The organism is Frankia sp. CeCAU1 (assembly GCF_977971845.1).
In genome coordinates this window covers 14,200-27,232 of the sequence record NZ_CDWWXA010000062.1, presented here as the reverse complement: position 1 = coordinate 27,232, position 13,033 = coordinate 14,200, and the positions used below count along the sequence as shown (strand labels likewise).

Here is a 13,033-nt window from a genome sequence, read left to right as displayed (position 1 = left end):
CCCGTCGTCCTCCCAGCCGTCAGCGCCGTGGCTCACGGTCGGCGGGGCGGACGCGCGGTGGTGGGCGGACGCGCGGTGGTGGGCGGGATCGGGACCGTAGCCGGCGTCGCGGTACCCCCCGTGGGGACCCTCGCCGTCCGGCGGGGTCGGCGGCAACGACCACCAGCGGGCCAGCGCCGTCTCGCTGGCCCGGTCCGATTCGGCGGGGGAGCGGACGTCGTGGCCGACCAGTCGGGCGAGCAGCTCGGTGGCGGCGGGGCGGCGCGCCGGCTCCTTGTCCAGGGCCGCCCGCACGACGCCGACCAGGGACGCGGGCAACCCGTCGAGGTTGGGCTCCGCGGTGAGGATCTGCAGGCCGATCGCCTCCGCCCGTTCGCCCCGGAAGGGGGGCCGGCCGGCGGCTGCGAAGGTGACGCAGGCCCCCCAGGCGAAGATGTCGGCCGCGGGTCCGGCCCGCTCGCCGCGCAGCTGCTCGGGCGCCATCCAGACCAGGGTGCCGATCAGCATTCCCGTCCGGGTGTGGCTCGTGTTGTCCCCGGCGCGGGCGATGCCGAAGTCGATGACCTTCGGGCCGTCCCAGGTGAGCAGGATGTTCGCCGGTTTGAGGTCGCGGTGCACCACCCCGGCGGCATGGATCGCGACCAGGGCGTCGGCCAGACCGACGGCGAGTCCCTGGACCAGTCGATCGTCGAGCTGGCCGCGGGTGGCGACCGCGTCCGCCAGGTTCCTGCCCTCGACGTACTCCGTGGCCATCCACGGCCGTTGCCCGGTCAGGTCGGCGTCGAGCACAGCGGCGACGGCGCTGCCCCTGACCCGGCGGGCCGCGTCGACCTCGTGCCGGAAACGGGACCGGAACTCGGGATCGTCGGCGAGTCCGGCCGACGGCACCTTCACGGCCGCAGGCCTGCCGTCGGTGCCGAAACCGAGGTAGACGACGCCCATCCCACCCGCGCCGATGCGGTTCGCCAGCCGGTAGGGGCCGATGCGTCGGGGATCGTCCGTGGTCAGGGGCGTCAGCACGCCGCTTGCCTTCTCTCCGTCGTCGGGTGTCGGGGTGGCCCGGGTGTCGGGGTGGCCCGGCGGTTCCGGCGCACCTCGCGACGGTGCGGGGTGGAGATGCGCCGATTGTCTCCCGTGCTGTCCCCTGCACTCATCTGACGGCGTTGCCTTCGCTCTGTGTCAAGTGTCCGCCACTTTATGTGTGCGGTGTGGTCGACGCGCCGCTCGCGGTGTGGTTGACGCGTCGCCGCTACGCCCTGACGACCTTCGCGCGAAGATTTGTCCAATGCTTGGTATGGAACGAAAGAATTAGAGGTTGTAGCGTAATCTTGCCGGGATATCTTCGTAAGAAGATCGACGTCGCCGAGACGGCTCGTGGGATGACGACGGGATCCGGATGGAAGTGGTCCGGGGGGAGGAGAGCGGGATGGTCGTCCCCTTGCGGTCAGCCCATCCCTTGCGGTCAGCCCAGGTGTCTGCGTCCGGTGCCCGGTCGGCGGACGCGATGCCGGCGGACGCGATGCCGGCGGAGGGGCTAGCGGCGGACGCAGTGCTGAGCACGCTCGGTCGTCACGTCCTCGTCGACGGCTTCGACCTCGTCTGCGACCTGGCGATGAGCCGCGGCAGCGTGCTCGTCGACGCCCGTGATGGGCGGCGCTACCTCGACCTCTACAGCTTCTTCGCCTCGGCGCCGCTCGGGATCAACCCGCCGGACCTCGTCAACGACGCGGGCTTCGTCGCCCGGCTGGGCCGGGTGGCGGTCAACAAGCCGGCGAATCCGGACGTCGCCACCGTCGCCTACGCCGAGTTCGTGCGGACCTTCGCCCGGGTCCTCGGCGATCCGCAGTTGCCGCATCTGTTCTTCGTCGAGGGCGGGGCCCTGGCGGTGGAGAACGCGCTCAAGTGCGCCTTCGACTGGAAGAGCCGGCACAACGCGGCACACGGCCGTCCCGCGGCGCTCGGCCGTCGGGTTCTGCACCTGCGGAACGCCTTCCACGGGCGCAGCGGCTACACCCTCTCGGTCACGAACACCGATCCGGTCAAGACCGAGCGTTTCCCCGTCTTCGACTGGCCGCGCATTGACTGCCCGGCGATGATGTTTCCCTGCGTGGGGCCGGCCCTCGACGCGGTGATCGCCGCGGAACGTGTCGCGCTCGGCCAGGCCGAGGCCGCCTTCGCCGCCCATCCCCACGACATCGCCTGCTTTCTGGCCGAACCGATCCAGAGCGAGGGCGGGGACAACCACCTGCGGGCCGAGTTCTTGGCCGCGATGGCCGAGCTCTGCCGGCGCCACGACGCGCTGTTCGTGCTCGACGAGGTGCAGACCGGTGTCGGCGCCACCGGCTCGGCGTGGGCCTACCAGCAGCTCGGCCTGCGCCCGGACGTCGTCGCGTTCGGCAAGAAGGTCCAGCTCGGCGGGGTGATGGCCGGCCGGCGGGTCGACGAGGTCGCCGACAACGTCTTCCGCGTGCCCGGGCGGATCAACTCCACCTGGGGTGGTGGCCTGGTGGACATGGTCCGCGCCACCCGCATCCTGGAGATTATCGAGGCGCAGGGGCTCATGGCCCGGGCCGGCGAGCTCGGCGTGGGCATGCTTGCCGGGCTGACGGAGCTCGCGGCCCGCCACTCCCGGCTGCTGCGTAATCCCCGTGGGCGCGGTCTGCTCTGCGCGGTGGACCTGCCGGGCAGCGCCGTCCGGGACGAGGTGCTGCGGCGGCTGCGGGTGCGCGAGGGAGTCCTCGCGCTGCCCGCCGGGGAACGGGCCATCCGGTTCCGACCGGCGCTGACGGTGAGCGCCGAGCAGCTCGCCGCCGGGATCGCGGCCCTCGGCCGGGTCCTCGACGGACTGCCGGGTGGTGGATTGGACGGGCTGGGCGGATTGGCGGGGCCGGGCGGATTAGATAGGCCGGATGGACCCGGTGGACCGGATGGGGGATCGTCATGACGCTGGTATGGCCACGGCGGGTTGGTGCGCTCATTGGCGGACGTCCGCGGGACGGACGTCCGCGGGACGGGTGCGCGCCGCCCGGCGCGGCCGAAGCGGAGCTCACCCCGGTCCGGACGGTGCCCTCGACCAACCCGGCCCGGCTCGACGACGTGGTCGCCGAGGTCGAGCTGGCCGGCCCGGAGACGATCCTTGCCGCCGCGGTGGCGGCCCGTGACGCCCAGCGCACCTGGGCAGACGTGCCGGCCCCGGTCCGGGGAAGCGTGATCGGCAATCTCGGCCGGCTCGTCGCGGACAACGCCGCCGCGCTCGCCCGGCTCGTCACCCGGGAGATCGGCAAACCGGCGGCCGAGGCTCGCGGCGAGGTCCAGGAGATCATCGACACCTGCGAGTTCTTCCGCGGCGAGGGACGCCGGCTCTACGGCGAGACCGTTCCCTCCGAGATGCCGGACAAGCAGCTGTTCACCTTCCGGGAGCCGGTCGGGGTGATGATGGTGATCACCGCGGGGAACTTCCCGGTGGCGGTGCCGTCCTGGTACATCGTGCCGGCCCTGCTCGCCGGCGATACCGTGGTCTGGAAGCCTGCCGAGTACGCGGCGGCCTGCGCGCAGGCCCTGGTCGAGCTGATGGCCGCCGCCGGGGTTCCTGCCGGCGCGGTGAACCTCGTGCCCGCCGACGGCGCGGCGACGTCGCTCGGGCTGGAGCGGGCGCTGGCGGCCGGCGTCGTCGACAAGGTCGGCTTCACCGGATCCACCGAGGTCGGCCGGTTCATCGGCGCCCTGTGCGGCCGGTACCTGCAGTCGCCGTGCCTGGAACTCGGCGGGAAGAACCCGATGGTCGTCGCGCCCGACGCCGATCTCGACGCCGCCGTCGAAGCGGCGGTGTTCGCCGGGTTCGGCACCGCCGGGCAGCGGTGCACCTCGCTGGGTACGGCGATCGTGCACGAGTCGGTGCACGCCGAGTTCGTGCGTCGGCTCGACGCCGCCGTGTCCGCGGCGGTCGTCGGCGATCCGACCCGGGACGTGCTGTACGGGCCGCTGCTCGACGCCCGGTTCGCGGCCGGGTTCGCCGACCATCTCGACCTGATTCGGGACCATCACCGGATCTTCGGGTCCACCGCGGTGGGACGGATCACGTCGGCCGGTTTCGGGACGTCGGCCGGTTCATCGACGCCGTTGACACCGGCAGGGCCGGCAGGGCCGGCGGGGCCGGGAAGGTGGCCGGGCGGACCGCGTCGCGGCTTCGTCGGCGATCCCGACTCCGGGCTGTACTACCACCCGGTGGTGCTCGACGGCGTGCGCCCGGACGACGAGGTGTTCCGCGAGGAGACGTTCGGTCCGATCATCGGCGTTACCACCTATCGCAGCCTCGACGAGGCCATCGACCTGGCGAACCTGCCCGGCTACGGGCTGTCATCGTCGATCTACACCGGCGATGCGGCGAGCGCGTTCCGGTTCCGGCGGGGGGTGCGGGCCGGGATGGTCAGCGTCAACTCCTCGACGTCGGGCGCGGAGGCCCACCTGCCCTTCGGCGGCAACGGGCGGTCCGGTAACGGAAGCCGCCAGTCCGGTCGCTGGGTCCTCGACCAGGTCACCCGATGGCAGTCGATGAACTGGGACTACTCCGGCAGGTTGCAGAAGGCCCAACTCGACACGGCCGTGCCCCCGGCCGACCTGTCCTTCCGCCTGTCGGACCCGTGACGTTCCGACTGAGACGGGTGCCGTGCTGCCGTGCTGCCGTCTCGCCTCATGGACCCGATGGGGTTTTCTCGACGATGCGGAACAACGCGGCTGGTCACGGCGGATCGGGGCGTCCGGAGGTTCCGCCGTCCCGGGGCGTTGTCGCATCTCGCCGCATCCAGGACTGGGCCCCGGCGCCCGGGGCCGGTCCGCGCCATAGTCGGCGCATGCCAGACCTGGTGATGCAACCGATGCCCGGGATGCGGCCGACCCCCGGCACACGACGGGCCGGCCGCCGGGAATGGGCCGGTCTCGCCGTACTCGCCCTGCCCTGCCTGCTGCTGTCGATCGACGTGACCGTGCTGTACTTCGCCCTGCCGTTCATCACCGCACGCCTCGCCCCGAGCGGCGCCCAACTGCTCTGGATCGTCGACATCTACTCCTTCGTGCTCGCCGGCCTGCTGATCACGATGGGAACGGTCGGCGACCGGATCGGGCGTCGCCGGCTCCTGCTCTACGGCGCGGCCGTGTTCGGAACCGCGTCGGTACTCGCCGCCTACGCCACCGGCCCGGTCATGCTGATCCTCGCCCGGGCTGCGATGGGCGCCGCCGGTGCCACCCTGATGCCGTCGACCCTCGGGCTCATCCGGGTCCTGTTCGTCGATCCGGACCAGCGGCGCGTCGCCGTCGCCATCTGGACGGCGAGCTTCTCCGGCGGTGTCGCGCTGGGACCGCTGCTCGGCGGCTTCCTGCTGGAGCACTTCTGGTGGGGTGCCGTCTTCCTGATCAATGTGCCGGTGATGCTCCTGCTGCTGGTGCTGGGTCTCGCGTTCCTGCCCGAGTTCCGGGATCCGCGTCCCGGCCGCTTCGACCTGACCAGCGCCGGGCTCTCCCTCGCCGCCGTCCTCAGCGCGGTCTACGGCATGAAGCGCATCGCCGAACATGGCTGGACCGCCGTTCCGATGACCGCCTTCGTCGTCGGTGTGATCCTGGGCGGCCTCCTTGTGGTCCGGCAGCGCCGGGTCGACCAACCGCTGATCGACCCGCGGTTGTTCGCGTCCCGTGCCGTGCGCACGGCGTTGGCCGTCAACGCCCTCGCCCTGTTCGCCCTCGTCGGGTTCAGCTTCTTCGCCACTCAGTACCTGCAGCTCGTGGCGGGCCTGACCCCGCTGGTCGCCGGACTGTGGACGATGTTGCCGGCGACCGCAATGATTATCTCTGTGCTGGCCGCCCCCCGGCTGCTGCGGCTGCTGCGGCTGGGCGGTGCGCTTGGCGCGGGGCTGGTCGTCACCGCGCTGGGATTCGGCATCGCCAGTCGGCTCGGCGTCTCCGGGGGTCTGCCGGTGCTGCTCGGCGCCTATGCCGTGCTGATCAGCGGGGTCGGTGTCGTCCTCACGATCTGCACCGACGTCGTGCTCGGCAACGCCCCACCCGAACGGGCGGGTTCGGCCTCCGCCCTGTCCGAGTCGGCCATCGAGTTCGGTGGCGCGCTCGGGGTCGCCGTTCTCGGCAGCATCGCCACCGCCGTCTACCGGAACGAGGTGCCGACGCGGGCACCGTCCGGCCTGCCCACGATCGCGGTCGACGCGGCGCGGGAGACCCTCGGCGGTGCGGTGGAGGTCGCCCACCGGCTCCCCGGCGGCCTCCGCCCGGGGGGTCTCGGCGACATGCTGCTGCGGGTGGCACAGGAATGCTATGTCGACGCGATGTCGGTGACCGCTCTGATTGCCATGACGGTCATGGCGGTCACGGCCATCGCCGTCGTGGTGGTGCTGCGCCGGGACGGTGCGCCGTCGATGCCTGAATCGTCAACGGCCGGATCGTCAACGGCCGGATCGTTGACGGCCGGGGACGCGGTCGCCGGGCGGGCCGAGAGCGTCGGCACCGAAGGGTCCGACCGTACGGTGGCGGACTCCGCCGCTCCCGGGGCATAGGCGTCGCTTCCGATCGCAGGCGCCGCTCCCGGGCGGGCTCCCGGGCGGCATAGCCGGGTCAGCCGGCCGTCGACTGGCTCGGTGCGGTCGTGGGCGTCGGTGCGGTCGTGGGCGACTCGAAGCGGGGCCGCAGGGGCATGCCGGCGGTGCCGGCGTCCGGCCGGACCGCGAGGGTCTGGTGGATCTGGGTCCGCCCGCTCTCGAAGCTCAGCGCCGATCCGGCCATGTAGAGCCGCCAGACGCGGGCCCGACCCGCCCCGACCATGCTGACCGCGGCCGGCCAGTTCTTCTCCAGCAGGCGTACCCAGGCCCGCAGGGTCAGCGCGTAGTGCTCGCGCAGGGACTCGACGTGGCGCGCCTCGAAACCGGCCGCCTGCATCAGGGAGACCATGACCCCGATCTCGTGTAGTTCCCCGTCCGGGAAGACGTAGCGCTGGAGGAAGTCGCGTCCCCTCGGCAACGGGACCGGGCCGAGGCCGGGGCGGGCCCGGCGGGCCCCCGTGGGGTCGCCGGGAAACGAGATTCCGTGGTTGAGCAGGCGCCCCCCGGGGCGCAGCAGCCGGTACAACTGGTCGAAGTAGGTCGGGAGCATCGCCCGGCCGACGTGTTCCACCATGCCGATGGAACTGATCGCGTCGAAGGGGCCGTCCGGGATTTCCCGGTAGTCCTGCAGGCGGATCTCGATGACGTCGGCGAGGTCCGCCTCGGCGACGAGGCGGCGGGCCTGCGTGGCCTGTTCCACCGAGATGGTCACCCCCACGCCGCGGACCCCGTGGTGGCGGGCGGCGTGGATCAGCATGCTGCCCCAGCCGCAGCCGATGTCCAGCAACCGCTCGCCGGGACGCAGGCCCAGCTTGCGGCAGACCAGCTCGTGCTTGGCGTTCTGGGCGGCGTCCAGGCCGACCTGCGCCGATTCCCACACCCCGCAGGAATAGGTCATCGTCGGGCCGAGGATGAGGCGGTAGAACGCATTGGACACGTCGTAGTGATGGGATATCGCCGCCGCGTCCCGGTCCCGGGTGTGCTGCCGGCCGCGCAGCCGGGCCTCCTCGGGAGGCGGGGCCGGCATGCGCGGGCCGAGTTCGCGCAGCAGGGTCGCGGCGGCGCGGGCGGTCGCGCCGGTCAGCCGCGAGCCGGCCCCGGCGATGCCTCGGCGCACCGCGATGGCGGCGAAGATGTCCCCCTCGACGTCGATCTCCCCGGCGACGAAGGCCCGCGCGAAGCCCAGCTCACCCGGGCGGAACAGAATGCGGCGCAGCGCCTCCGGCGAGCGGACCAGGATCCGGGTGGTGGTGTCCGGTCCCAGCACCGAGCCGTCCCACAGCGCGATCCGTACCGGCGGGTCGTCCCCGATCAGGCTCTCGAACAAGATGCGCGTTGCCCGCGCCACGTTCGGTGACCACCGCGGCTCCCGGCGCGGAATGGTCGCTTCGGCAGGGTCGTGCTCCGCCGGCTGTCGACTGATCGTCACGGCGCATCCTCCGGTTGTTACCTGGGCTCATCGTCCCCCGGAAACCTGCTGCCGCAACGGTGCCGGGTGTTGCATGTCCGTATCCCCGACGGGATCCTCGGTAGCGGGAATGCTCCGGTCCGTCCCGCGCCGCTCAGGCCACGGCGGAGGCGCCGAGCAGGGCCTTGAGGTCGCCCATGAGGGCCGGAGTGCGCTGGACCGTGTACGCGTCGTCGAACCGGAACACGGTGGTGCGGCTTGCGGTCTGCAGCCGCAGGTGCACTTCCGTCGTCTCGGGAGGGTGCCGAGAACCTCCCGCAGCCGCTCCACCGTCAGCGGCGCACCCGCTGCTTGAGTGGGCGGGATTCCGGCGCGACGTACGCCTCGCAGCCGATGATGGGCTTGACGCCGGCCACCGTCGCCTGCTTGTGGAAGTCGTAGGCGCCGTACATGTAGCCGTGACCGGTGATTGCGACCGCCGGCATCTGCTGGCGGGAGACCTCTTTGAGCATGTCCTTCAGCCGAGCCGCCCCGTCCAGTGTCGAGTACGCGGTGTGAACGTGAAGGTGGACGGAAGAGCTGGACCGTCAGACCTTCCCGCGCGCGGTCCGGATACCTCCGCCGTCGTGTCCGCCGGGTACTACGAAGCGATACCGCCGCGGTGCGTACCGCCGCCGCTCGGCGCCGCCACGGTCGTCCCCCGCACGGTCGTCCCCCGCGCCTCGGCGACGGCGGCCTCGATCACCGCGATCGTCCGCTCCACCTCGCTGTCCGAGGTCGACCAGTTGCTTACCGAGATGCGCATCGCCGTGCGCCCCCGCCACACCGTGCCGCTCACGAACGCCTCGCCGCTCGCCGTCACCGCGGCCGTGACCGCTGCCGTCAGCCGGTCGCCCTCCGCCCGCCCGGCCGCCGTCCGGTCGCCCTCCGGGTCTGCCAGCACCCGGATCAGCACCTGGTTGAGCTCCACGACGCGGCCCGGGCCGGCTGACCCGGCTGGGCCGGCCACCGAGTTCAGCACCGTCACCCCGGGAAGAGCGGCGAGCCGCACGGCGAAGCGGTTGGCATACTCGCAGCACCGGTCCACCAGATCGCGCAGCCCCGCCCGGCCGAGCGAGCGCAGCGCCGCGTATACGGCGAAGGCCCGTGCCCGGCGGCTGAACTCCGGTGTCCAGTCGACCGGGTCGAGCCGGCCGGCGGAGTCGAGGACGAAGTAGGCCGCCGAGACCGACATCGACCGCCGGTGCGCCTCGCGGTCCGCGATGAGCGCGATCCCGCAGTCGTACGGGACGTTGAGCCACTTGTGGCCGTCGGTCGCCCACGAGTCGGCCCGCTCGACCCCGGCGACGAGGGCGCGCCGGGACGCCGCCGCCGACACCGCCGCCCACAGCCCGAACGCACCGTCCACGTGTACCCAGGCGCCGTGTTCGCGGGCCAGCGCGCACACCTCCTCGAAGGGGTCGAACCCGCCGGTGTTGACCTCCCCCGCCTGGGCGATCACGATCGTCGGCCCGCTCCCGCCGCTCTCGTCGGCAAGGGCCGCCCGCAGCGCCTCGGGGCGCATCCGCCCGAGTTCGTCGGCCTCGACGGCGATCGTCGCGCGGGTGCCGAATCCGAGCAGGCGCAACGCGGCGTCGACGGTGGCGTGCCGGGCGGCACCGACCAGGACCCGCACGGGCGGCGCCCCGGCGAGACCGTCCGTCTCGACATCCCAGCCGGCCCGCGCCAGCACCCGGTGCCGCGCGGCCGCCAGGGCGGTCACGTGCGCCATCTGGGTGCCGGTGGTGAACCCGACGGACACCCCCGACGGCAGGCCGAGCAGTTGCGCGATCCAGCGGCCGGTCAGTGCCTCGACGGCGCTGGCGGCCGGGGAGAGGGAGGCCAGGGCGGCGTTCTGGTCCCACACGACGGTGAGCAGGTCGGCGGCGAGCGCCGCCGGCAGGGTCCCGCCGATGACGTAGCCGAAGAAGCGGCCTGAGCCGGTCGCGGTGAGGCCGCCGGCCACCGCGTCGACCAGGGCGTCGATGACCGCCACCGGGTCGCTCGGGCCTGCCGGCAGCGTGTCGCCGAGCCGGCGGCGGACCTGCTCGGCGGTCAGGCTGGGGCCGACCCGACGATCGGCCAGACCCGCCAGGTAGGCGTCGGCATGCCCGGCGGCGGCGCGCAGTGCCGCGCGGAGCGCGTCAACGGGCGGCATGCCTCGCATCGGTGGATCTCCTCGTCCGAGATGGATGATCGTTCGCCAGCGGGTCCGATGCCCGGCGGCGTCAGTCGGCCGCCACCGCCGCCACCGCCGGTGGCCGGGCGTGCGCCGCCGTTCGGCCCTCCCGGCCTCCCGCGCTCCCGGCCTCCCGGCCCAGCCAGTCCAGCACCAGCTCGGCGGTGAGCTCCGTCGCCTTGAGCATCGGCATGTGGCCGAACCTGTCGAGGATCTCCACCCGCCAGTCCGGGCGTTCCGCGGCGACATGGCGTGCCACGCCCACCAGGATCAGCCGGTCGGCGGAGCCGTGGACGAGCAGCGTCGGTTGCCGGACGGTGCGGACCATGTGCGCGAGCGAGGCCGGGCGCACCAGCGCCGCGATCGCCGCCGGCGGGACGCGGCCGGGGTCGGCGCAGAGCCGCCGCAGGTTCTCGTCGACGAGCTGGTGGGGGGTGTAGCGGCCGCGGCGGTACGCGAGGACCGCCGCGGCGAGGCGGGGGACCGGCAGACCGGGGTGAGCAGCGGGGCGAAGGCGAGCCAGGTGAGGTGGGAGCCGCCGAGACCGTGCACGCACAGCAGCAGCGGGCCGTCGGGTGGCACCCCGAGGTCGACGTAGTGCACCGGCCCGTCCAGCTGGGCCCAGAACGACCGGTGGTTCTCCCGGCCGAACGGGTCCGCCGAAACCGGGGGTGTGGTGACCGGGGGGCGTGGTTGACCGAGGGGGCGGTCACGTCGCGGCTGCTCATGCTGTGACGGTAGGACGACGCTCCTCGTGGCCGACGGACCCGCCAGCGGTGAAGCCAGCGGTGAAGCCAGCGGTGAAACAGCAAGGCCGGCCGCCCGACGGCGGCCGACCTCCAGGAGTCACAGTGACCGGGAGGCGCCGAGCCGGAGCCGGTTCGGGTTTGCGACGGACCCGAACGAGAATGTCTCCGTGGCCGGCTCGAAGACCTCCGCGCCGTCGAGGACGCCGGAGCCGGTCTCCCGCTGACCTGGTAGGGAAAGCCCCGGGACCAGGTGGGTCGTCTCGTCCTGTTCCATGCGCAACGCTCCTTCCATCGTTACCGACACCTGTCCCTAAAACGGTATCGAGTGGACGTGGCGCGCAAAGTCTCCAAGTGATCCTGGTCACACCACAAATCCGAACGATGGCAATGCGTTGCGCCCTTCATTGGCTGTCGGATGGCCCTGGCATGCGCGGATCGTGCGCAGAGCATGCGCGAGCCGTTGGTCAGGCGCGTTCAACCGGCCAACCGGCCAACCGGCTCGGTCGAAACCGGGGCCGGTCGGCCGGAGCCCGCGGCCGGGGCGGGACGTCCGGTCAGGCCCGCAGGGGCGCGCCGGAGCCGGCGGTCAGGCTGTCGGTGCCGGCGCGGTGGGGGCCGTTCCGGGAGCGGCGCCCCGGCGCGGCGGGCGGCCGTGCCCGGTCGCCGGCCGCCCGAACCGGTGCCCCTCTCGCCGGGCGGGCCGGTGCTCGTTGCCGCGAGGCGTACCGCCGCGCGGTCCCCGCCCGCCGCCCGTGCGGGCTAGCGGGATCTCGTCCTTGCTGATCCGGGGCGCGGGCGGCCCGGCGAGCTCGAGCACGATCGGATCGTCGGCGGTCGTCGGGATCGGCCTCGCCTCGATCCCGACGGCGCGCAGCAGCCCGCGCACCTTGCCGCGTTCGGCGGGTAGGGTGACGAGCACGTCCGCGCCGTCGGCGCCGGCTCGGGCGGTCCGTCCGCCTCGGTGCTGGTAGGTCTTGGCGTCCTCCGGCGGACCGAGGTGCACGACGAGCCGGATGCCGTCAACGTGGATGCCGCGGGCGGCAACGTCGGTGGCGACCAGCACCCGGTAGAAGCCGTCGGTGAAACCGGCCAGCGCCCGGGTCCGCGCCCCCTGTGGCATTCCGCCGTGCAGCGGCTCGGCCGGCACCCCGGCCCGGCTCAGCGACTCGGCCACCCAGTCGGCGTCACGCTGGGTGCGCACGAACACCAGGGTGCGCCCCGAGCCGCCGGCGAGCGCGGTCACCAGGGCGACCTGCGCGGCCCGGTCGACGGCCTCGAGCGCGTGCCGGGCGAGCGTGGTGACCTGGGAGACCTCGGAGTCCACCGCGACCAGGACCGGGTCGGGCAGGTAGTCGCGCACGAGCACCTCGACCTCCCGGTCGAGCGTCGCGCTGAACAGCAGCCGCTGCCCGTCCGCCGGAGTGGCGTCGAGCAGTGCCTTCACCGCGGGCAGGAAGCCGAGGTCACACATGAAGTCGGCCTCGTCCAGGACCGTGATCTCGATCCCGTCCAGCACGCACGCGCCGCGCTCCACCAGATCGGTGAGCCGACCCGGGGTGGCGACGACCAGGTGCACACCGCGGCGCAGCGCGGAGATCTGCCGGCTGATGGACGTCCCGCCGTACACCGGCGCGAGCCGGAGGTTGAGCGCCTTGGTCAGGGGCTCAAGCGCATCGTTGACCTGTTGGGCCAGCTCGCGGGTCGGCACGAGGACGAGCGCACGGGGCCGGCGGGGCTGGGCCGGCCCCTGGCCGGCCAGGCGGGCGAGCAGTGGCAGCCCGAAGGCGAGCGTTTTGCCCGAGCCGGTCCGGGCCCGGCCGAGGACGTTCTCCCCGGCGAGGACGTCGGGCAGGGTCGATGCCTGGACTGGGAACGGGGCGGCGATGTCCCGGTCGGCCAGCGCCTTGATAAGCCGGCGGGGCAGGCCTGCGGCCTCGAAGGACTCGGCCGGCGGCCGGGGCTCACGCGTGGTGATGGTCGGTCCGGCCGGGCGCGCCGGGCCACCGGAACGGGAGCCGCTGTACCGCGGGCCGCGCCCGCCGGCGCCGCGGCCCGCGGT

At 73.1% G+C, this 13,033-nt stretch carries 10 protein-coding genes and 1 pseudogene; 3 read left to right on the top strand and 8 right to left on the bottom strand.

Going from position 1 to position 13,033, the window contains the following annotated elements:
• Positions 1-1,020, bottom strand: a 1,020-nt coding sequence (locus tag AC08OO_RS12760; protein ID WP_476618542.1) for a serine/threonine-protein kinase, incomplete at its 3' end; no start/stop codon positions are given.
• Positions 1,021-1,426: 406 nt separating this feature from the next.
• Here AC08OO_RS12760 and lat point away from each other — a divergent pair.
• The 3 genes from lat (at position 1,427) to AC08OO_RS12745 (ending at position 6,557) form a co-directional block, all read left to right on the top strand.
• Positions 1,427-2,944 carry an L-lysine 6-transaminase gene (gene lat / locus AC08OO_RS12755; RefSeq protein ID WP_476618541.1) on the top strand — a complete coding sequence of 506 codons (1,518 nt, stop codon included), beginning with the start codon at positions 1,427-1,429 and terminating at the stop codon, positions 2,942-2,944.
• Positions 2,941-4,644 carry an aldehyde dehydrogenase family protein gene (locus tag AC08OO_RS12750; protein ID WP_476609708.1) on the top strand — a complete coding sequence of 568 codons (1,704 nt, stop codon included), beginning with the start codon at positions 2,941-2,943 and terminating at the stop codon, positions 4,642-4,644. Before lat ends, AC08OO_RS12750 begins: the two co-directional genes overlap by 4 nt.
• A gap of 239 nt (positions 4,645-4,883) precedes the next feature.
• Positions 4,884-6,557: an MFS transporter gene (locus AC08OO_RS12745; RefSeq protein ID WP_476618540.1), complete on the top strand. Its 1,674-nt coding sequence runs from the start codon at positions 4,884-4,886 to the stop codon at positions 6,555-6,557.
• 58 nt (positions 6,558-6,615) lie between these two features.
• Here AC08OO_RS12745 and AC08OO_RS12740 read toward each other — a convergent pair whose 3' ends face one another.
• From AC08OO_RS12740 to AC08OO_RS12710, 7 genes and pseudogenes are all read right to left on the bottom strand, one after another.
• Entirely contained in the window at positions 6,616-8,028 is a 1,413-nt protein-coding gene (locus tag AC08OO_RS12740; protein WP_476607970.1) for a class I SAM-dependent methyltransferase, read from the bottom strand.
• A gap of 133 nt (positions 8,029-8,161) precedes the next feature.
• Positions 8,162-8,290, bottom strand: coding sequence for a hypothetical protein (locus AC08OO_RS12735; protein WP_476607971.1), 129 nt, complete (start codon positions 8,288-8,290; stop codon positions 8,162-8,164).
• A 55-nt stretch (positions 8,291-8,345) separates the two neighbouring features.
• Positions 8,346-8,591: pseudogene (locus AC08OO_RS12730) on the bottom strand (PHP domain-containing protein); the annotation flags it as partial.
• Between the two features lie 56 nt (positions 8,592-8,647).
• Positions 8,648-10,213: a pyridoxal phosphate-dependent decarboxylase family protein gene (locus tag AC08OO_RS12725; RefSeq protein WP_476609706.1), complete on the bottom strand. Its 1,566-nt coding sequence runs from the start codon at positions 10,211-10,213 to the stop codon at positions 8,648-8,650.
• A gap of 61 nt (positions 10,214-10,274) precedes the next feature.
• Positions 10,275-10,781, bottom strand: a complete 507-nt coding sequence (locus AC08OO_RS12720; RefSeq protein WP_476618539.1) for an alpha/beta fold hydrolase — start codon at positions 10,779-10,781, stop codon at positions 10,275-10,277.
• 290 nt (positions 10,782-11,071) lie between these two features.
• Positions 11,072-11,248 (bottom strand): hypothetical protein, encoded by a 177-nt coding sequence (locus AC08OO_RS12715; protein ID WP_023840775.1) that lies wholly within the window; start codon positions 11,246-11,248, stop codon positions 11,072-11,074.
• Positions 11,249-11,560: 312 nt separating this feature from the next.
• Entirely contained in the window at positions 11,561-12,826 is a 1,266-nt protein-coding gene (locus AC08OO_RS12710) for a DEAD/DEAH box helicase (RefSeq protein WP_476609712.1), read from the bottom strand.
• Positions 12,827-13,033 lie beyond the last annotated feature (207 nt).

Bases quoted from the DNA above. Each gene is read 5' to 3' on its own strand.
- lat (WP_476618541.1), top strand. From the start codon at position 1,427: ATGGTCGTCCCCTTGCGGTCAGCCCATCCCTTGCGGTCAGCCCAGGTG.
- AC08OO_RS12750 (WP_476609708.1), top strand. From the start codon at position 2,941: ATGACGCTGGTATGGCCACGGCGGGTTGGTGCGCTCATTGGCGGACGT.
- AC08OO_RS12745 (WP_476618540.1), top strand. From the start codon at position 4,884: ATGCGGCCGACCCCCGGCACACGACGGGCCGGCCGCCGGGAATGGGCC.
- AC08OO_RS12725 (WP_476609706.1), bottom strand. From the start codon at position 10,213: ATGCGAGGCATGCCGCCCGTTGACGCGCTCCGCGCGGCACTGCGCGCC.
- AC08OO_RS12715 (WP_023840775.1), bottom strand. From the start codon at position 11,248: ATGGAACAGGACGAGACGACCCACCTGGTCCCGGGGCTTTCCCTACCA.